The sequence below is a fragment of the Serratia sp. LACPHL-BACT-2024-00286 genome (assembly GCF_043109535.1).
In the GTDB taxonomy this organism is placed as follows: Bacteria; Pseudomonadota; Gammaproteobacteria; order Enterobacterales; family Enterobacteriaceae; genus Serratia; species Serratia sarumanii.
Genome location: NZ_JBICNA010000008.1, coordinates 31,093 through 48,503, shown reverse-complemented (window position 1 = coordinate 48,503; position 17,411 = coordinate 31,093). Strand labels below are relative to the sequence as shown.

17 protein-coding genes are annotated in these 17,411 nt (G+C 62.1%); 7 read left to right on the top strand and 10 right to left on the bottom strand.

Annotated features, from left to right (window positions below):
• Positions 1-18: 18 nt before the first annotated feature.
• The 3 genes from rpe to trpS are packed head-to-tail and all read left to right on the top strand — an operon-like array spanning position 19 to position 2,397.
• On the top strand, positions 19-696 hold the full coding sequence (gene rpe, locus ACF8MC_RS21380; protein WP_004930320.1) for a ribulose-phosphate 3-epimerase: 678 nt from the start codon (positions 19-21) through the stop codon (positions 694-696).
• Complete coding sequence (locus ACF8MC_RS21375; protein ID WP_015379295.1) at positions 689-1,387, top strand: phosphoglycolate phosphatase; 699 nt, start codon at positions 689-691, stop codon at positions 1,385-1,387. The genes rpe and ACF8MC_RS21375 overlap by 8 nt, the downstream gene beginning before the upstream one ends.
• A 2-nt stretch (positions 1,388-1,389) precedes the next feature.
• Positions 1,390-2,397, top strand: coding sequence for a tryptophan--tRNA ligase (gene trpS / locus ACF8MC_RS21370; protein WP_025304534.1), 1,008 nt, complete (start codon positions 1,390-1,392; stop codon positions 2,395-2,397).
• A gap of 51 nt (positions 2,398-2,448) precedes the next feature.
• Here trpS and cysG read toward each other — a convergent pair whose 3' ends face one another.
• Genes cysG through nirB form a run of 4 tightly spaced genes read right to left on the bottom strand, consistent with a single transcriptional unit; the run spans position 2,449 to position 7,592 of the window.
• A complete protein-coding gene (gene cysG / locus ACF8MC_RS21365; RefSeq protein WP_033636295.1) occupies positions 2,449-3,852 on the bottom strand; it encodes a siroheme synthase CysG in 1,404 nt (467 codons plus the stop codon).
• Between the two features lie 50 nt (positions 3,853-3,902).
• Positions 3,903-4,703 (bottom strand): nitrite transporter NirC, encoded by an 801-nt coding sequence (nirC, locus tag ACF8MC_RS21360; RefSeq protein WP_033636294.1) that lies wholly within the window; start codon positions 4,701-4,703, stop codon positions 3,903-3,905.
• 16 nt (positions 4,704-4,719) lie between these two features.
• Positions 4,720-5,046: a nitrite reductase small subunit NirD gene (gene nirD / locus ACF8MC_RS21355; RefSeq protein WP_038878129.1), complete on the bottom strand. Its 327-nt coding sequence runs from the start codon at positions 5,044-5,046 to the stop codon at positions 4,720-4,722.
• On the bottom strand, positions 5,043-7,592 hold the full coding sequence (gene nirB, locus ACF8MC_RS21350) for a nitrite reductase large subunit NirB (protein ID WP_164105706.1): 2,550 nt from the start codon (positions 7,590-7,592) through the stop codon (positions 5,043-5,045). The genes nirD and nirB overlap by 4 nt, the downstream gene beginning before the upstream one ends.
• 303 nt (positions 7,593-7,895) lie before the next feature.
• Here nirB and ACF8MC_RS21345 point away from each other — a divergent pair, with 303 nt between their 5' ends.
• Positions 7,896-9,164 carry a cytosine deaminase gene (locus tag ACF8MC_RS21345; RefSeq protein ID WP_275429423.1) on the top strand — a complete coding sequence of 423 codons (1,269 nt, stop codon included), beginning with the start codon at positions 7,896-7,898 and terminating at the stop codon, positions 9,162-9,164.
• 54 nt (positions 9,165-9,218) lie between these two features.
• Here the strand turns inward: ACF8MC_RS21345 and tsgA are convergent, their stop codons facing one another.
• The 4 genes from tsgA to ACF8MC_RS21325 all read right to left on the bottom strand — a co-directional run bounded on the left by tsgA (position 9,219) and on the right by ACF8MC_RS21325 (position 13,291).
• The gene (tsgA, locus tag ACF8MC_RS21340) at positions 9,219-10,403 is read right to left on the bottom strand and encodes an MFS transporter TsgA (RefSeq protein ID WP_033636290.1); all 1,185 of its coding nucleotides are present in this window, start codon (positions 10,401-10,403) and stop codon (positions 9,219-9,221) included.
• 191 nt (positions 10,404-10,594) lie between these two features.
• Entirely contained in the window at positions 10,595-11,575 is a 981-nt protein-coding gene (locus ACF8MC_RS21335) for a LacI family DNA-binding transcriptional regulator (RefSeq protein WP_039569200.1), read from the bottom strand.
• 73 nt (positions 11,576-11,648) lie between these two features.
• Positions 11,649-12,956: a 6-phospho-beta-glucosidase gene (locus ACF8MC_RS21330; RefSeq protein WP_164105702.1), complete on the bottom strand. Its 1,308-nt coding sequence runs from the start codon at positions 12,954-12,956 to the stop codon at positions 11,649-11,651.
• Complete coding sequence (locus ACF8MC_RS21325) at positions 12,953-13,291, bottom strand: PTS lactose/cellobiose transporter subunit IIA (RefSeq protein WP_047571717.1); 339 nt, start codon at positions 13,289-13,291, stop codon at positions 12,953-12,955. Before ACF8MC_RS21325 ends, ACF8MC_RS21330 begins: the two co-directional genes overlap by 4 nt.
• Before the next feature lie 353 nt (positions 13,292-13,644).
• On the opposite strand from ACF8MC_RS21325, the gene ppiA reads away from it, so the two are divergent.
• The 3 genes from ppiA to btsR all read left to right on the top strand — a co-directional run bounded on the left by ppiA (position 13,645) and on the right by btsR (position 16,781).
• Entirely contained in the window at positions 13,645-14,214 is a 570-nt protein-coding gene (gene ppiA, locus ACF8MC_RS21320) for a peptidylprolyl isomerase A (protein ID WP_033636286.1), read from the top strand.
• A gap of 156 nt (positions 14,215-14,370) precedes the next feature.
• A complete protein-coding gene (locus ACF8MC_RS21315; protein WP_033636285.1) occupies positions 14,371-16,056 on the top strand; it encodes a sensor histidine kinase in 1,686 nt (561 codons plus the stop codon).
• Positions 16,056-16,781 (top strand): two-component system response regulator BtsR, encoded by a 726-nt coding sequence (gene btsR, locus ACF8MC_RS21310; RefSeq protein ID WP_164105700.1) that lies wholly within the window; start codon positions 16,056-16,058, stop codon positions 16,779-16,781. Before ACF8MC_RS21315 ends, btsR begins: the two co-directional genes overlap by 1 nt.
• On the opposite strand, the gene ACF8MC_RS21305 is transcribed toward btsR, so the two are convergent.
• A complete protein-coding gene (locus tag ACF8MC_RS21305; RefSeq protein ID WP_239506372.1) occupies positions 16,739-17,059 on the bottom strand; it encodes a type II toxin-antitoxin system RelE/ParE family toxin in 321 nt (106 codons plus the stop codon). The genes btsR and ACF8MC_RS21305 overlap by 43 nt on opposite strands.
• Before the next feature lie 17 nt (positions 17,060-17,076).
• Positions 17,077-17,346 (bottom strand): hypothetical protein, encoded by a 270-nt coding sequence (locus tag ACF8MC_RS21300; protein WP_033654862.1) that lies wholly within the window; start codon positions 17,344-17,346, stop codon positions 17,077-17,079.
• Positions 17,347-17,411: the final 65 nt, after the last annotated feature.

The window sequence follows — 17,411 nt, the reverse complement described above, 5'->3', positions numbered from 1 at the left end:
CTACGTTTGGAGAAGCGGATGAAAAAGTTTTTGATTGCCCCGTCCATTCTGTCGGCAGATTTTGCCCGGTTAGGTGAAGATACCGCCAACGTGCTGGCCGCAGGCGGCGACGTGGTGCACTTCGACGTGATGGACAACCACTACGTGCCCAATCTGACCATCGGCCCGATGGTGTGCGAAGCGCTGCGCAACTACGGCATTACCGCGCCGATTGACGTGCACCTGATGGTCAAGCCGGTGGATCGCATCGTGCCTGATTTCGCCAAGGCCGGCGCGTCTTATATCTCTTTCCACCCCGAAGCTTCCGAGCATGTCGATCGCACCATTCAGCTGATCAAAGAGCACGGCTGTAAAGCCGGCCTGGTGTTCAACCCGGCCACGCCGCTGAGCTACCTCGATTACGTGATGGATAAAATCGACGTGATCCTGCTGATGTCGGTTAACCCGGGCTTCGGCGGCCAGTCGTTCATTCACGGCACTCTGGACAAGCTGCGCCAGGTGCGCAAGCTGATTGACGACAGCGGCCGCGATATCCGCCTGGAAGTCGACGGCGGGGTGAAGGTGGACAACATCGCCGAAATCGCCGCCGCGGGCGCCGATATGTTCGTCGCCGGTTCCGCCATCTTTGGCCAGCCGGACTACCGCAAGGTGATCGACGAGATGCGCAGCGAGCTGGCAAAGGTTACCCATGGCTGATTTCGGCGCGATCCGCGCATTGGCCTTCGATCTGGACGGCACGCTGGTCGACAGCGCGCCGGGTCTGGCGGCCGCCATCGATATGGCGCTGGAAGAGACGGGCCTGCCGCAAGCGGGTGAAGAACGGGTCGGCACCTGGATCGGCAACGGCGCCGACGTGCTGGTGCAGCGCGCGCTGCGCTGGGCGGAAGCGGAAGGCACGCCGGAGCAGTGCAGCCGGCTGCGTGAACGCTTCGACCATTTCTACGCGCAGACCGTCGACAGCGGTAGCCGCCTGTTCCCGCAGGTGCAAGAGACGCTGGCCCGACTGGCCGCGCACGGTTACCCGATGGCATTGGTGACCAACAAGCCGACGCCGTTCGTGGCACCGCTGCTGGCGGCGCTGGGCATTGGCGACTATTTCTCGCTGGTGATCGGCGGCGACGACGTGACGGAAAAGAAACCGCATCCGGCGCCGCTGTACCTGGTGCTCGGCAAGCTTGGGCTGCGGGCGCATGAACTGCTGTTCGTCGGCGACTCCCGCAACGATATTCAAGCCGCGCAGGGTGCCGGTTGCCCGAGCGTCGGCTTTACCTACGGTTATAACTACGGCGAATCGATCGCCCTGAGCCACCCCGATCGGGTGTTGGAGCGCTTCGCCGATTTGTTGCCCGCTCTTGGGCTGTCATCTTTAGAGAATCAGGAAATTTAAACATGAGTAAGCCCATCGTATTTAGCGGCGCGCAGCCGTCCGGCGAACTGACCATCGGCAACTACATGGGTGCGCTGCGGCAGTGGGTGCAGATGCAGGACGACTACGACTGCATCTACTGCATCGTCGATCTGCATGCCATCACCGTGCGCCAGGACGCCGAGAAGCTGCGCAAGGCCACGCTGGATACGCTGGCGCTGTACCTGGCCTGCGGTATCGATCCGGAAAAAAGCACCATCTTCGTGCAGTCGCACGTGCCTGAGCACACGCAGCTGAGCTGGGTGCTGAACTGTTACACCTATTTCGGCGAACTGAGCCGCATGACGCAGTTCAAGGACAAATCCGCGCGCTACGCGGAGAACATCAACGCCGGGCTGTTCAGCTATCCGGTGCTGATGGCGGCCGATATCCTGCTGTATCAAACCAATCAGGTGCCGGTGGGCGAAGACCAGAAACAGCACCTGGAACTGAGCCGCGACGTAGGCCAGCGTTTTAACGCGCTGTACGGCGACGTGTTCAAAGTGCCGGAGCCGTTCATTCCTAAATCCGGCGCGCGCGTCATGTCGCTGCAGGAGCCGACCAAGAAGATGTCCAAGTCGGACGACAACCGCAACAACGTGATCGGCCTGCTGGAAGATCCGAAAGCGGTGACCAAGAAGATCAAACGCGCAATGACCGACTCGGAAGAGCCGCCTGTCGTGCGTTACGACGTGGTCAACAAGGCGGGCGTCTCCAACCTGCTGGATATCCTCGCCGGCGTGACCGGCAAGAGCATCGCGCAGCTGGAAGCCGAGTTCGAAGGCCAGATGTACGGCCACCTGAAAGGCGCGGTGGCGGAAGCCGTCTCCGGCATGCTGGGTGAGCTGCAGGAGCGCTACCACCGCTTCCGCAACGACGAAGCCTATCTGCAGCAGGTGATGCGCGACGGCGCCGCCAAGGCCCGCGCGCGCGCGCAGGAAACCCTGGCGAAGGTCTATCAGGCCGTCGGTTTCGTACCGCCGCAGGCGTAACGCCGGGGCGAATAGAAAAAGCGGCCAAAGGCCGCTTTTTTTACGTCGGTATCACGCCATTTGCGCCAGGCCGGCGGGCGGTTCCTCGCTGGCGAACCAATTGAGCTTGCTGCGCAGGCTGACCACGCTGCCGACGATGATCAGGCTGGGGCTGGCGGCCTGCAGGGACAAGGCGCCCAGTTGGCCGAGCTCGCCTTCGATCACCCGCTGGCGGCAGGACGTGCCGTTTTCTACCAGCGCTACCGGTGTGGCGGCCGGCAAGCCGTGTGCGATCAGCTGGCGCTGGATCTCCGCTGCCTGCGTTAGCCCCATATAGAACACCAGCGTCTGCTGCCCGGCGGCCAGCGTCGCCCAGTCCAATCCGCCGTCGGCCTTGGCGTGGCCGGTCACCAGGCGCACGCTCTGCGCATGGTCGCGGTGGGTGAGCGGGATGCCGCTGTAGGCGGAACAGCCGGAGGCGGCGGTGATGCCCGGCACCACCGAGAACGGCACGTTGGCGTCCGCCAGCGTCTCCAGCTCTTCGCCGCCGCGGCCGAAGATAAAGGGATCGCCGCCCTTCAGGCGCACCACGCGTTTGCCTTGCAGCGCCTGCTGCAGCAGGATTTGGTTGATTTGCTCTTGCGGCACGCAGTGGTGGCCGGCGCGTTTGCCGACGAAGATGCGTTCGGCGTCGCGGCGCACCAGCGTCATGATCTCTTCGGAGACCAGCCGGTCATAAACCACCACGTCGGCCTGCTGGATCTGCTGCAGCCCTTTCAGCGTCAGCAAGCCGGCATCGCCCGGCCCGGCGCCCACCAGCACCACTTCACCGCGATCTTCCGGCCGTTCGCTGAACAGCTGCTCGAGCTGGCGTTCGGCCAGCGCGGCGTCGTCGTTGGCCAGCGACTGCGCCAGCCGATCGTGGGCGAATAACCGTTCCCAGAAGCGACGGCGCGCGCCGAGGCTGCTGAAGCGTTGTTTTACCCGCTGCCGCAGCGAGCCGCCCAGCTGGGCCAGCTTGCCGAGGTGCTGCGGCAGCATCGCTTCCAGCTTCTCGCGCAGCAGCCGCGCCAGCACCGGCGCTTTGCCGCCGGAGGACACCGCCACCATGATCGGCGAACGATCGATGATTGACGGCATGATAAAGCTGGCGCGTTTTGGATCGTCCACCACGTTGCAGAACACCCGCTGCTGGTTGGCGCACTGGTACACCAGTGCGTTGACTTCCAGCCGGTCGGTAGCGGCGATCACCAGCCATTTTTCCGCCAGCAGGGCCGGGCTGAATTCGCCCTCGGCCAGCGTCAGCAGGCCTTCCTCAGCCCAGTGGTGGAACTGGGGGCTGAATGCCAGGGCGTTGACGGTCAGCGCCGCGCCGGCGTCCAGCAGCAGGCGCGCCTTGCGTTCGGCGATCTCGCCGCCGCCCACCAGCAGGCAGGCTTTATGTTGCAGTTGGCAGAAAATCGGCAGGTAGTCCATCGGCACTCCTCGGGGTAATCAGTGTGGGGGCGAAATGCGCCCCCGAAAACTCAGGCGGTCTGACGTGCGGCGGCTTTCGCCGCCTGCGGGCGTTCGGCGCGAGGCGTAGCGTACCAATACCCCAGGCCCATCAGCACCGAGCCGGACAGGATGTTGCCCAGCGTCACCCACAGCAGGTTGTGGCCAATGCCGGCGAGGGTGTAGGCCTCGCTGTGGTTGCCGAACCAGGAGAGGGCGAACAGCGTCATGTTGGCGACGGAGTGTTCGTAACCCGAGGCGATAAAGGCCAGCAGGCACCACCAGATGGCGATGAATTTGGCGGCGCCTTCGACGCGGATCGCCATCCAAATCGCCAGGCAGACCAGCCAGTTGCACAATACGCCCTTGAAGAACAGCACCTCGGCCGGCGCGGTGGTTTTCGCCAGCGCGGCGCTGTGCACCAGACTGGTATCCACCGGCAGCAGGCTGCCGCCGCCGTAGTAATACATCAGCGCCACCAGCACCGAGCCGAGCAGGTTGCCGAGCCAGGTTTGCGGCAGCACCGCCCACATCTGGCTTTGGCGGATGGTACCGGCCTTGACGCCGAGCGTCAGGAACATCGTATGGCCGGTGAACAGCTCGGAACCGGCGATGATCACCAGCGTCAGCGCGATGCCGAAGGTGGCGCCCATCACCAGCGGCCGCACGCTTGGGTCGACCAGGTTGCCGAGGGTGAAGATCAGGATGATGCCGAGGCCGACGTAGGCGCCCGCCATCGCCGAGCTGATCCAAAAGCCGAGCGGGCTCTCCTTCGCCAGGCGGACGATGCGCGCCGCGTTGGCGGCGCATTTGTTGATCGTGTCGGTAAACATGTTGCCTCCCGAAAGGTTATGCCGCGACTTGCACGATGCCGTCGACCACCCGGCTGGTGAAGCTGGCGACGGAACGGCTGTCGTCTTCCAGACAGTGGCCGTCGTACAGGCGGAAATGCTGTTTCTTCAGCGGGCTGGCGACCCACAGTTCGCCCTGATGCTCGGCGATCAGGCCGCGCGACAGCACGCTGGCCTGGGCGAACGGGTCGATATTGCTGATGGCGAACACCTGCTCGTCGGCATAGGGGCGGAACACCGCCACCTGCCGATCGCCGATCAGGGCGCACACGCCGGTGCCGGGCAGAATGTCGGCGACGGGACAAACGGTAATCCACTGGCTCATGCGTGGCTCTCCTCGGTATCGATCAGGGTGACGGGAATGCGCTCGTCAGGGCGCGCCGGGCGGTGCTGGTCGCGTTCGGCCACCACCTGCACGTTCGGATCGCGCAGCGGGCTGTTGACGAAGTGGGCGAAGCGCAGCTGCGTTTCCGGGTGCTCGACGGTCTCTTTCCACTCGCAGATCACCGCATCGCGCAGGCGGGCGATCTCCGCTTCCAGCTGGTCGTTGATGCCGAGCTTGTCGTCGATGATCACCTTGCGCAGGTAATCGATGCCGCCTTCCAGGCTCTCCAGCCACACCGAGGTGCGCTGCAGCTTATCGGCGGTGCGGATATAGAACATCATGAAGCGGTCGAGGTAGCGCACCAGGGTCTCGCGATCGAGGTCGGCGGCCAGCAGATCGGCGTGGCGCGGTTTCATGCCGCCGTTGCCGCAGACATACAGGTTCCAGCCGTTCTCGGTGGCGATGATGCCGACGTCCTTGCCCTGCGCTTCGGCGCATTCACGGGTGCAGCCCGAGACGCCGAACTTCATTTTGTGCGGGGTGCGGATGCCTTTGTAGCGATGCTCCAGCGTGACGCCGAAGCCGACGCTGTCGCCGACGCCGTAGCGGCACCAGGTGCTGCCGACGCAGGTTTTCGCCATGCGCAGCGCCTTGGCGTAAGCGTGGCCGGTTTCAAAGCCGGCGGCGAGCAGCTTGCGCCAGATGGCCGGCAGGTCGTCTTTCTGCGCGCCGAACATGCCGATGCGCTGCGAGCCGGTCATTTTGGTGTAGAGGTTGTACTCCTTGGCGATCTGGCCGATGGCCAGCAGGCCGTCCGGGGTGATTTCGCCGCCGGCGGAGCGCGGGATCACCGAGTAGGTGCCGTCTTTCTGGATATTGCCGAGGAAGTTGTCGTTGGTATCCTGCAGCGGCGTATGCTGCGGCTTGAGGATGTATTCGTTCCAGCAAGAAGCCAGCAGCGAGCCGACGGTCGGCTTACACACTTCGCAGCCGTAGCCTTTACCGTATTTGGCCAGCAGCGACTCGAACGACTTGATGCCTTCGACGCGGATCAGGTGGAACAGCTCCTGGCGCGAATAGGCGAAGTGTTCGCACAGGTGATGGTTGACCTCGATGCCTTGCTTGCTCAGCTCGGCGTTCAACACCTGGGTGAGCAGCGGGATGCAGCCGCCGCAGCCGGTGCCGGCCTTGGTTTCGGCCTTCAGCGCCGCCACGGTATGGCAGCCTTTGTTGACCGCCTGGATGATGTCGCCTTTGCTGACGTCGAAGCAGGAGCAGATCTGCGCGCTTTCCGGCAGCGAATCCACGCCGATGGCCGGTTTGCTGCCCGCATGGGCCGGCAGGATCAGGCCGTCCGGGTTTTCCGGCAGCTCGATGCCGTTCAACGCCAGCTGCAGCAGGTTGCCGTAGTCGCTGGTGTCGCCCACCAGCACCGCGCCGAGCAGGGTTTTGTTGTCGGCGCTGACCACGATGCGTTTGTAGACTTCTTTGCTTTCATCCAGATAAACGTAGCTGCGGGCGCCCTCGGTGCGGCCGTGGGCATCGCCGATGCCGCCGACGTCCACGCCCAGCAGCTTCAGCTTGGCGCTCATGTCGGCGCCCTGGAAGCCGTTCTCGCGGCCCAGCAGGTGATCGACGGTCACCTGCGCCATTTTGTAACCCGGCGCCACCAGGCCGAAGGTGCGATCGCGCCAGGCGGCGCACTCACCGATGGCGTAGACGTCCGGATCCGACGTCTGGCAGCTGTCGTTGATGGCGATGCCGCCGCGGCGGCCAATCTCCAGCCCGCACTGGCGCGCCAGCTTGTCCTGGGCGCGGATGCCGGTGGAGAACACGATGAAATCCACTTCCAGCAGGCTGCCGTCGGCGAAATGCATGGTTTTGCGCGCGGTGCCGCCGCCGTTGACGATCTCCTGGGTATTTTTGCCGGTGTGTACCTTGACGCCCATGCGCTCGATCTTGCGGCGCAGCTGGTCACCGCCCATCGGGTCGAGCTGTTCGGCCATCAGCATCGGGGCGAACTCGATCACGTGCGTTTCCACCCCCAGGCTTTTCAGCGCGCCTGCGGCTTCCAGCCCCAACAGCCCGCCGCCGACCACCGCACCGCGTTTGCTGCGGCGCGCGCAGGCTTCGATGGCGTTCAGGTCTTCGATGGTGCGGTAAACGAAGCAGTCCTGGCTATCCGAACCTTTAATCGGCGGGATCCACGGATAGGAACCGGTGGCCATGATCAGCTTGTCGTAATAGACGGTGCGGCCGGTGTTGGAGTGGATGACCTTCTCGTCGCGATTGATGGTGATGGCGCGCTCGCCGACCAGCACCTTCACGCCGTGTTTTTCGTAAAAGCCTTCGCGTACCAGCGACAGCTCTTCGGCGGTGTGGTGCGAGAAGTAGGAAGAGAGGTGCACGCGATCGTAAGCGATGCGCGGCTCTTCGCAAAATACGGTGATTTCGAACTGGTCTTTGTCTGCTTTATCCAACAGATCTTCGATGAACCGGTGGCCGACCATGCCATTGCCGACGACGGCAAGTTTGACTCTGCTCATTATTGCCTCAAAATTCTGGTTTCCTAGGCTTACCTTATCTCTCCCAATGGGCAATTTATTGATGCAAATCAATCACGCTCTCATATACCTCTAATGTGGTATATGGATGATTTTTCACGTTTTTTGATAAGTTGCGGATTTTATTCACCTTTAGCTGAAGCGAGTCAGTTTGCATGCAAACTACCCCGCAGGGAGTAAACGCAGGGGGTAGGCAGGCAACGGTGACTTTGTCAGCGCGATCCGCTGCCAGTATGATGAAGAAAACCAGCGCAACGGCAGAGGTGAAGGGTGGCGAAACGTCCATTGAAGTTTATCGATAACCTGCGTTTAAGCGGGCATGAAGGATTGTGGCAACTGGCGATTGAGCAGGGGCGCATCGCGCATCTGGTGCCGCAGCCGGAAGGACAGGAGTGGCGCAGCGACGTGTTGGATGCGCAGGGCGGGCTGGCGCTGCCGGCGTTCGTCGAACCGCATATTCACCTGGATACCACGCAAACCGCCGGTCAGCCGGCCTGGAACCAGTCCGGCACGCTGTTCGAGGGCATTGAGCGCTGGGCCGAACGCAAAGCGCTGCTGACCCATGAAGACGTCAAGCAGCGCGCCTGGCAAACGCTCAAGTGGCAGATCGCCAACGGCGTGCAGTATGTGCGCACCCACGTCGACGTTTCCGATCCCACGCTGACCGCGCTGCGCGCCATGCTGGAGGTGAAACAGGAGGTGGCGCCCTGGGTGACGCTGCAGATCGTCGCCTTCCCGCAGGAGGGGATCCTTTCCTACCCCAACGGCGAAGCGCTGCTTGAAGAGGCGCTGCGGCTGGGGGCCGACGTGGTGGGCGCCATTCCGCATTTCGAATTCACCCGCGAGTACGGCGTGGAGTCGCTGCATAAGGCGTTTGCGCTGGCGCAAAAATACGATCGGCTGGTGGATGTGCACTGCGATGAGATCGACGACGAACAATCGCGCTTCGTCGAGACCGTGGCGGCGCTGGCGCTGAAGCTGGAGATGGGGGCGAAAGTCACCGCCAGCCACACCACGGCGATGCACTCTTACAACGGCGCTTACGCCTCGCGGCTGTTCCGCCTGCTGAAAATGTCCGGCATCAACTTCGTCGCCAACCCGCTGGTGAATATTCACCTGCAGGGGCGTTTCGACAGCTACCCGAAACGGCGTGGCGTGACGCGGGTGAAGGAGATGCTGGAGGCGGAGATCAACGTCTGCTTCGGCCATGACGACGTGTTCGATCCCTGGTACCCGCTCGGCACCGCCAACATGCTGCAGGTGCTGCATATGGGGCTGCACGTGTGCCAGCTGATGGGCTATGGCCAGATCGACGATGGGCTGAAGCTGATCACCTACCACAGCGCGCGCACCCTTAACCTGAGCGACTACGGCCTGGCGGCCGGCAACAGCGCCAACCTGGTGATCCTGCCGGCGGAAAGCGGCTTCGACGCGGTGCGCCGCCAGACGCCGGTGCGTTATTCGATTCGCCAGGGGGCGGTGATCGCCGAAACGCGGCCGGCGGAAACCACGCTGCATTTGCAGCAGGAGGAGACGGTGGATTTCCGGCGCTAAGGCGCAAAAAAAGGGCACCTTGCGGGTGCCCTTGATGTATTTGATGCGAAGACGTTAGTGCGTCACGTGACCGTGGCTGCGGTGCTTGGTCACAAAGCCCAGCAGCAGACACATCACGAACACCGCCAGGTACAGGCCGTTGGCGGTGGTCAGCGCCGCGTGCGCGCCGCCTTTCGCCACGATCGGGCCGGTAACCACGAAGGTCAACATGGTGCCGATGGTGCCGCAGGTCAGGATAAAGTTGACCAGCTTCGGCGAGGAGACCTTGGTCTGCAGCGAGCCGAGGGTGATCAGCGTGGTGTAGATGGCGCTGGAAACGAAGCCCAGAGCCATGATGTAGTAGCCCAGGTGCTCCGGGTTGTCGGTGCTGACGAACAGGTACATCGCGCCGGTAGCCAGTGCGGCCAGCACGGTCACGATGCGCTGCAGATCGAAGAAGCGCAGGATGAAGCTGAACACCCACATGCCGACCATGTAAGAGGTCCAGAAGTCGCTCACCAGCTTACCGGCCTGGCCGATGTCCATGTTGAACGACTTGGTGGCGTACTCAGGCACCCACTGAATGAAGCCCAGCTGGCCGAGGATGTAGCACAGCGCGGCGATCGACAGGAACAGCACGCCGATGCCCCATTTTTCTTTCTCGACCGGCTGGCCGGCGTCGGCGCCTTTCTTGCCCAGCACCGGGAATTCGGAGCACAGGGTCAGCACGAAGATCCCCACGTACAGCAGGCCGATGCAGGCATAAACCCAGTACCAGCCGATATGGCGGGCCAGCAGCATCGCGGCGACGATCGGGAAGATCATCCCGGCCATGCTGAAGAAGGAGTCGGTGAACAACAGGCGCGAACCGCGCTGGCGGCCGGCATACATGTGGGTGATCAGGAAGGTGCCGATCGACATGGTGATACCGCTAACCACGCCGAGGATAAACATGCACAGCGAGAACATGGTCAGGCTCTTGCCGAGCATCAGCCCGGCGACCGCCAGCACCATCAGGACAAAGCCGAAGATCAGCTGACGCTTCAGCGGGATGATTTCCATCAGCCAGGCATTGAGGAAGATCGAAATCAAAATACCGGCGTTGAGGAAAGTAAAGGTGTTGCTCATGCTGGAAACCGGCAGGTTAAAGTACTCTGCAATGTTTCCCATCACCATCCCTGTGACGATCACTAAAGCACCGGTCAGCGCGTACGAAAAGAAGCTGATCCAGGTAAGCCGTATGCGGTTACTGTCATTCATTGTATAGGCCTGAATATGTCTGTTAGAGGTTTTAACGCTGGCATAAGGCCGCTGGCTTTTCCTGGCAAACGCAGAAAAAAGTCCCGATCAGGCCACCAGGGGGCGGATCCTAGCACAGACAACGGGATTTTTTGTGATGGCTGTCGATTTTTTGATGTAACCCATGAAGGGCTGGTGCGCATTATTGTGATCTATTTGCGTACCGTCACAACGGAATCACGGTTGACGATCGTCGGCTCAAACCGGTGCGCCGGGGTGGCGGGGTCGATCAACCTGCGCGCCGCGTATTGGGCCATCTCGCTGATGGGAAAATGTACGCTGCTCAACGCCGGGCGCACGAAAGGCGCGCGTTCGCCGCTGTCGTAGCAGATCAAGGAGATATCCTGCGGCACCCGCAGGCGGTGTTCGTTGATCGCCAGCAGCGCGCCGATCGCCATCTCTTCGTTGCAGCAGTAGATGGCGCTGGGCCGCGCGGCTTGCCGCAGTAGCCGATCGGCGCAGCGGTAACCGCTTTCCAGATCGTAGACGCCCTCCAGGCAGGCCACCGGCTCGATATTCGCCGCCTGCATCGCCTCTTCAAACCCCTGCAGCCGCAGGCGGCTCGACGGGCGTTCACGCGGGCCGCTGATGCAGGCGATGCGCCGGTGCCCGGCATCGAGCAGCTGCTGCGTCGCCATGCGGCTGGCGAGCGGGTGATCGAAGGTGACGCAGCGGTCTTCCAGCCCCGGCACCAGACGATCGAGCAACACGAAATCACGTTGCTCCGCCGCCAATTGGCGCAGCCGATCGTCGCTGAGAAAACGCACGTGCAGGATCACGCCGTCGCAGCGCAGGCTAAATAGCCGCTGCACCGCCTGCCATTCGTTTTCGGCGCTGTTGCGGCCCTGGGTCACCAGCAGCTGTTTGCCGTGGGATTCGGCCTCGGTCTGCACGAAGTCCATCAGCGCGCCGAAAAAGCCGCCGCGGTACGAGGTGGTGACCAGCCCAAGGGTATTGCTGTGGCTGGAGGCGAGCGCGCGGGCCGCCGGGTTGGGGGTGTAACCGAGCTGGGCAACGGCGCGTTCAACCTTCTCGCGGGTCGGCGCCTTGACGTTGCTGTCGCCGTTCACCACGCGCGATACGGTGGCGCGCGAAACGCCCGCCAGCGCTGCGACATCTTCCAGTGTCACCATCGTCCCACTCCTGAATTACGGCTAAAAAAATGGGTTCGGCGCGCCGAACCCCTGTCTGGCTGCGTATAGCCGCTTACCTGAACTGCGGCAAATACGGCGCGTTTATCGTCAACACCTCTTCCAGCAGCGGCTGCGCCAGGTTGGCGTTGCCCACCAACGGGTTGGCGATCAGCGCCAGCAACCCGCTGCGGCGATCGCCGTGCACCGCCGCCTCGATGGTCAGGCGTTCGTAGGCTTTCACCTGCTGCGTCAGGGCCTGCATCGGCTCCGGTAGCGGGCCGAAGGTCAGCGGGTGCGCGCCCTGAGCATCAACGATACAGTTGATTTCTATCACAGCATCGTCCGGCAGGCCATGGATAGCGCCGCGGTTTGCGGTGTTGACCACTAATTGCGTGCCGAGATTATTATGGATAGCACGAATCAGCTCCAGCGCAACTTCGGAATAGAAAGAACCGCCGCGGAAGCTGAGCTGCTCCGGTTTCGTGTTCAGCTGCGGATCGGCATACAGCTCGAACAGCTCTTTCTCCACCTGCATCACCTGCTCGGCGCGGGTGCCGCGCTCGCCGGCGGCGGCCATCTCTTCCGCCAGCATCTCGCGGGTCTGGTAAAAATAGCGGTGGTAGGGGCAGGGGATGGCGCCGAGCGCGCGCAGGAAGTCCGGCTGCCAGGGCTCTTCCTTGATGTTGTTCATGGTCAGCGCCGCGCCGTCGCACAGCATGTCGATCACCTTGGCGGTGACGTCGCGCCCCTGCTGCGTGACCCGATGCACCCAGACCATGTGGTTCAGGCCGGCGAAGCGCAGCTGCACGTCGGCGTAAGGCGCCTGCAGCATGTTGGCGATCATGTGATGCATGCTGATCGGCACGTTGCACAGGCCGATGATCTTCGCTTTGGTAAAGCGGGACACCGCCTCGGTGACGATGCCTGCCGGGTTGGTGAAGTTGATGATCCAGGCGTCCGGCGCCAGTTTTTCCACCCGGCGAGCGATGTCCAGCATCACCGGGATGGTGCGCAGCGCCTTGGCGAAGCCGCCGACGCCGGTGGTTTCCTGGCCGAGCAGCTGGTATTTCAGGCCCAGCCGTTCGTCGGCGGCGCGCGCCGGCAGTTGCCCGACGCGGAACTGGGTCAGCACGAAGGCGGCGCCGCGAATGGCGTCGTCCAGCGCAAAGTGCACGCTGACCTTCACCTGCTCCAGCCCGTGGCGCGCCAGCATGCGGCGGGTCAGGGCGGCGATGGTTTCCACTTTTTGCCGGCCCGGTTCGACGTCCACCAGCGCCAGTTCGGTGACCGGCAGCTCCTCGATGCGCTGGATCAGCCCATCGACCAGCTCGGGAGTGTAGCTGCTGCCGCCGCCGATCACGGCGATTTTGAGTGCGCTCATGGGCGGCCCTCCGTCTGCGACTGACGGCGATAGAGCTCGATCATGTCGTCGGCCAGATCCTGGATCACCATGGCGTTCATCAGATGATCCTGCGCATGCACGGTGATCAGGTTGATCGCCAGTTTGCCGCAGCCTTCGTCCAGGCCGATCAGCTCGGTCTGGATCAGGTGTGCTTTCTTCACCCACTCTTTGGACTCGGCCATGTGCCTGGCCGCGGCGGCGAAGTCGCCGGCGCGCGCTTGCCGCAGCGCCGTCAACGCATTGCTGCGCGCGCTGCCGGAGAACACCAGCAGTTCCATGATGGTGCTTTCAAACTCGGGGCTGACTTCAGTCATCAGTTCACTCACGTCATTTCTCCAGGGGTTGCGCGGCGACGCCGCCGTGGGATGCTTCAGTATCCGCTCTTTTTATAATGAGAGCGCTCTCATTTATATAGAGTAACGGCAATGCGTGTGCAAACTGGGAGGCAGATCGCAAAAATCAACCCAGGGCGGCGCGGGGCAAAAAATGCGTGATGCGGTTGGCAAAAAAGCCTTCTGCGCTCATACTTTCCGCAGCAAAATTCAGGGCCGCCTAGGATATGTCCCGTAATTGGGTAAATATAGGTAAATGGCTGGTACTTGCCGATACAGCTCTTTAGAATCAAAGCGCTTTTCCGTTGTTTGTCTCTCAGAGAAAGGACCCGTTAATGTTCAAACGTACTTTAGTGACCTTCGTCGCGCTGTGTTCCCTCACAGCGATGGCGCCAGCCGCACTCGCCGCCGGTGAGACCCACGTCATGCTGACGACCTCGGCGGGGAATATCGAGTTGGCGCTCGACAGCCAGAAGGCACCGGTTTCCACCCAGAACTTCGTCGATTACGTGAACAGCGGGTACTACAACAACACCATTTTCCATCGCGTGATCCCGGGCTTTATGATCCAGGGCGGCGGTTTCACCGCTGACATGCAGCAAAAATCCACCAAGGCGCCGATCAAGAACGAAGCCGACAACGGCTTGCGCAACCTGCGCGGCACCATCTCGATGGCGCGCACCGCCGACAAGGACAGCGCCACCAGCCAGTTCTTCCTGAACGTGGCGGATAACGCCTTCCTGGATCACGGCCAGCGTGACTTCGGCTACGCGGTGTTCGGCAAAGTGGTGAAAGGCATGGACGTGGTGGACAAAATTGCCCAGGTGCCGACCGGCAACGTCGGCCCTTACCAGAATGTGCCGACCAAACCGGTGGTGATTCTGTCGGCCAAGGTGCTGCCGTAAGTTTTTTGGCCGATCCCGTTGGGGTCGGTCGCTCCTTCCTCTCGAAGCCTTGCCTTCATCACTGTTTTCTCCCGCGCCTCATGCTCTAATCTGCAGACAATAATCAGACCGGAAATCCGGCGTTCGCCCTTTGTTGTCTCTGGATGAGTTGCTGCCATGTATGAATTTAACCAGGTGCTGTTGCTGTTGCAGCAGATGTGCGTCTATCTCGTTATCGCCTATCTGCTGAGCAAAACCCCGCTGTTCATCCCGCTGATGCAGGTGACCATCCGCCTGCCGCACAAGCTGCTGTGCTACGTGATCTTCTCGGTGTTCTGCATCATGGGCACCTATTTCGGGCTGCACATTCAGGATTCGATCGCCAACACCCGCGCGATAGGCGCGGTCCTGGGCGGTCTGCTGGGCGGGCCGTCGGTGGGCTTTCTGGTCGGGCTGACCGGCGGCCTGCACCGGTATACGCTCGGCGGCATGACCGACGTGGCCTGCGCGATCTCCACGGTGTCGGAAGGCCTGGTCGGCGGCATCGTACACAGCATCGCCATGCGCCGCGGGCGCATCGAGCTGCTGTTCAATCCGCTGTTTGTCGGCGGCGTGGCGCTGGTGGCGGAAGTGCTGCAGATGGCGATCATCCTGGCGGTGGCGCGCCCCTACGACGAAGCGTTGCAGCTGGTGGAGCACATCGCGCTGCCGATGATGATCGCCAATACCGTCGGTGCGGCGATGTTCATGCAAATCCTGCTGGATCGGCGCGCGATGTTCGAAAAATACACCAGCGCCTTCTCTTCCAAGGCGCTGAAGATCGCCGAGCGCACCGAGGGCATCCTGCGGCAGGGCTTCGATCAGGAGAACAGCATGAAGGTCGCCCGGGTGATCTATCAGGAGCTGGGCATCGGCGCGGTGGCGATCACCGATCGCGACAAGCTGCTGGCGTTTATCGGCATCGGCGACGACCACCACCTGCCGGGCACGCCGATCGCCTCGGTGCATTCGCATCGCGCCATCGACAACAACGAGGTGGTGTACGCCGACGGCAATCAGCTCTCTTACTGCTGCTCGATCAATCCGGCCTGCAAGCTGGGATCGACGCTGGTGATCCCGCTGCGCGGCGAAAATCAGCGGGTGATCGGCACCATCAAGCTGTATGAGCCGAAAAGCCAGCTGTTCAGCACCATCAACCGTACGCTGGGCGAAGGCATCGCCAGCCTACTGTCGGCGCAGATCATGGCCGGACAGTACGAGCGCCACAAGCAGCTGCTGGCGCAGTCGGAGATCAAGCTGCTGCATGCGCAGGTCAATCCGCATTTCCTGTTCAATGCCTTGAATACCCTGGTGGCGGTGATCCGCCGCGATGGCGAACGCGCCTGCGATCTGGTGCAGTCTCTCTCGACCTTCTTTCGTAAAAACCTCAAACGCTCGGATGACGAAGTCAGCCTGGCGGACGAGATTGAACACGTGAACGCCTACCTGCAGATCGAGAAAGCGCGCTTCGCCGATCGGCTGGAGATCGCGGTATCGCTGCCGGAGGCGCTGTTGGCGGTGCGGCTGCCGGCGTTCTCGCTGCAGCCGATCGTCGAGAACGCCATCAAGCATGGCACCTCGCATCTGCTGGGCGTGGGCCGCATCGAAATCGGCGCCTGCTGCGAAGGGGAGCATCTGCTGCTGCAGGTGACGGACAACGCCGGGCTGTTCCAGCCGAAGCCGAACTGCAGCGGGCTGGGGATGAACCTGGTGGATAAACGCATTCGCGTGCGCTACGGCGAAGGCTATGGCGTGCAGGTGGATTGCCGACCGGACGCCTACACCCGCATTACGCTCAATGTTCCCATGGAGAGGGCCGCCTGATGTTAAACGCACTGATTGTTGACGATGAACCTTCCGCGCGCGACAACCTGCGCCACCTGCTGGAAGCTGAAGCGGGGATCGCGATTATCGGCGAGTGCGCCAACGCCATTGAAGCCATCAGCCAGATCCACCGGCTGCAGCCGGACGTGGTGTTTCTCGATATCCAGATGCCGCGCATCAGCGGGCTGGAAATGGTCGGCATGCTGGATCCCAACCGCATGCCGCACATCGTGTTTCTGACCGCCTACGACGAATACGCGGTGCAGGCATTCGAGGAGCACGCCTTCGACTATCTGCTGAAGCCGGCGGAGCCGAAGCGGCTGAGCAAGACGCTGCAACGTCTGCGGCAGCGCAGTGCGCCGCAGGACATGGCGGCGCTGGAAGAGAGCGCCGGTTACCTGAAATACATTCCCTGCACCGGCCACAGCCGCATCTATCTGCTGCGCTTCGACGAAGTGCTGGCGATCCGCTCCAAACTGAGCGGGGTCTTCGTGGTGCGCAGCGACGGCATGGAGTGTTTCACCGAGCTGACGCTGCGCACGCTGGAAAGCCGTACGCCGCTGGTGCGCTGCCATCGGCAGTATCTGGTCAATCTGGAGCAGGTGCGCGAGATCCGCTTCGAAGAGGGCGGCGCGGCGGAGATGATCATGTCGGCAGGCGATCCGGTGCCGGTCAGCCGGCGCTATTTGAAGACGCTGAAGGAGCAACTGGGGCTGCGGGGGTGACTATGCCGGCGGCCACCGACGGCGAGTATGCACGATGGCCAATACGATGACGCGTTGAGCCGCCCATTCATAGACCAGCAAATAGGACGGGGAGATGACCAGCTCGCGCGTACCGCTATCCGCCCCGTTTTCCCGCTGGCGGGATGATGCACGAGGCGTGCCGCCGCGTCAGCGATTTTTGCATCATTTTCTGCGGCGGCGGCCGGATTTTTAAGTTCCAACCATTCATAAATCGCCAGACGATCGGCGATGGCGGGTTCCGTCCATGTCAGTTTCACAAAAGTCCTTTTGTGTTTTATCGCGTTGATTTGGCTCTGCGTTCGGCGAAATAAGCGGCCACCTCTTCATCGTCGGCGAATTTGCCTTCACGCAACGCCTTGCGGCTTACCTCGACCTTTTCCTTTAACCACTGGTTGTACTCTTCCTGTTGCGCCTGGCGGCTGACAAACTCGCGCATGAAATCACGCAGCAGTTGCGAAGCCGTGCGATCGGCGGCCTTTGCCGCGCTGGCGAAAGCGGTTTTTAACTCTTCATCCACGCGGATTACCACGGTAGATTCAGACATGGTATTTACCTCGTATATACAGCGTAATGCTCACTATAGCACTGGTGCTTTATTGTTCAAGCAAA

Coding starts and splice junctions, on each gene's coding strand:
- rpe (WP_004930320.1), top strand. CDS start 19: ATGAAAAAGTTTTTGATTGCCCCGTCCATTCTGTCGGCAGATTTTGCC.
- ACF8MC_RS21375 (WP_015379295.1), top strand. CDS start 689: ATGGCTGATTTCGGCGCGATCCGCGCATTGGCCTTCGATCTGGACGGC.
- trpS (WP_025304534.1), top strand. CDS start 1,390: ATGAGTAAGCCCATCGTATTTAGCGGCGCGCAGCCGTCCGGCGAACTG.
- cysG (WP_033636295.1), bottom strand. CDS start 3,852: ATGGACTACCTGCCGATTTTCTGCCAACTGCAACATAAAGCCTGCCTG.
- nirC (WP_033636294.1), bottom strand. CDS start 4,703: ATGTTTACCGACACGATCAACAAATGCGCCGCCAACGCGGCGCGCATC.
- nirD (WP_038878129.1), bottom strand. CDS start 5,046: ATGAGCCAGTGGATTACCGTTTGTCCCGTCGCCGACATTCTGCCCGGC.
- nirB (WP_164105706.1), bottom strand. CDS start 7,592: ATGAGCAGAGTCAAACTTGCCGTCGTCGGCAATGGCATGGTCGGCCAC.
- tsgA (WP_033636290.1), bottom strand. CDS start 10,403: ATGAATGACAGTAACCGCATACGGCTTACCTGGATCAGCTTCTTTTCG.
- ACF8MC_RS21335 (WP_039569200.1), bottom strand. CDS start 11,575: ATGGTGACACTGGAAGATGTCGCAGCGCTGGCGGGCGTTTCGCGCGCC.
- ACF8MC_RS21330 (WP_164105702.1), bottom strand. CDS start 12,956: ATGAGCGCACTCAAAATCGCCGTGATCGGCGGCGGCAGCAGCTACACT.
- ACF8MC_RS21325 (WP_047571717.1), bottom strand. CDS start 13,291: ATGACTGAAGTCAGCCCCGAGTTTGAAAGCACCATCATGGAACTGCTG.
- ppiA (WP_033636286.1), top strand. CDS start 13,645: ATGTTCAAACGTACTTTAGTGACCTTCGTCGCGCTGTGTTCCCTCACA.
- ACF8MC_RS21315 (WP_033636285.1), top strand. CDS start 14,371: ATGTATGAATTTAACCAGGTGCTGTTGCTGTTGCAGCAGATGTGCGTC.
- btsR (WP_164105700.1), top strand. CDS start 16,056: ATGTTAAACGCACTGATTGTTGACGATGAACCTTCCGCGCGCGACAAC.
- ACF8MC_RS21300 (WP_033654862.1), bottom strand. CDS start 17,346: ATGTCTGAATCTACCGTGGTAATCCGCGTGGATGAAGAGTTAAAAACC.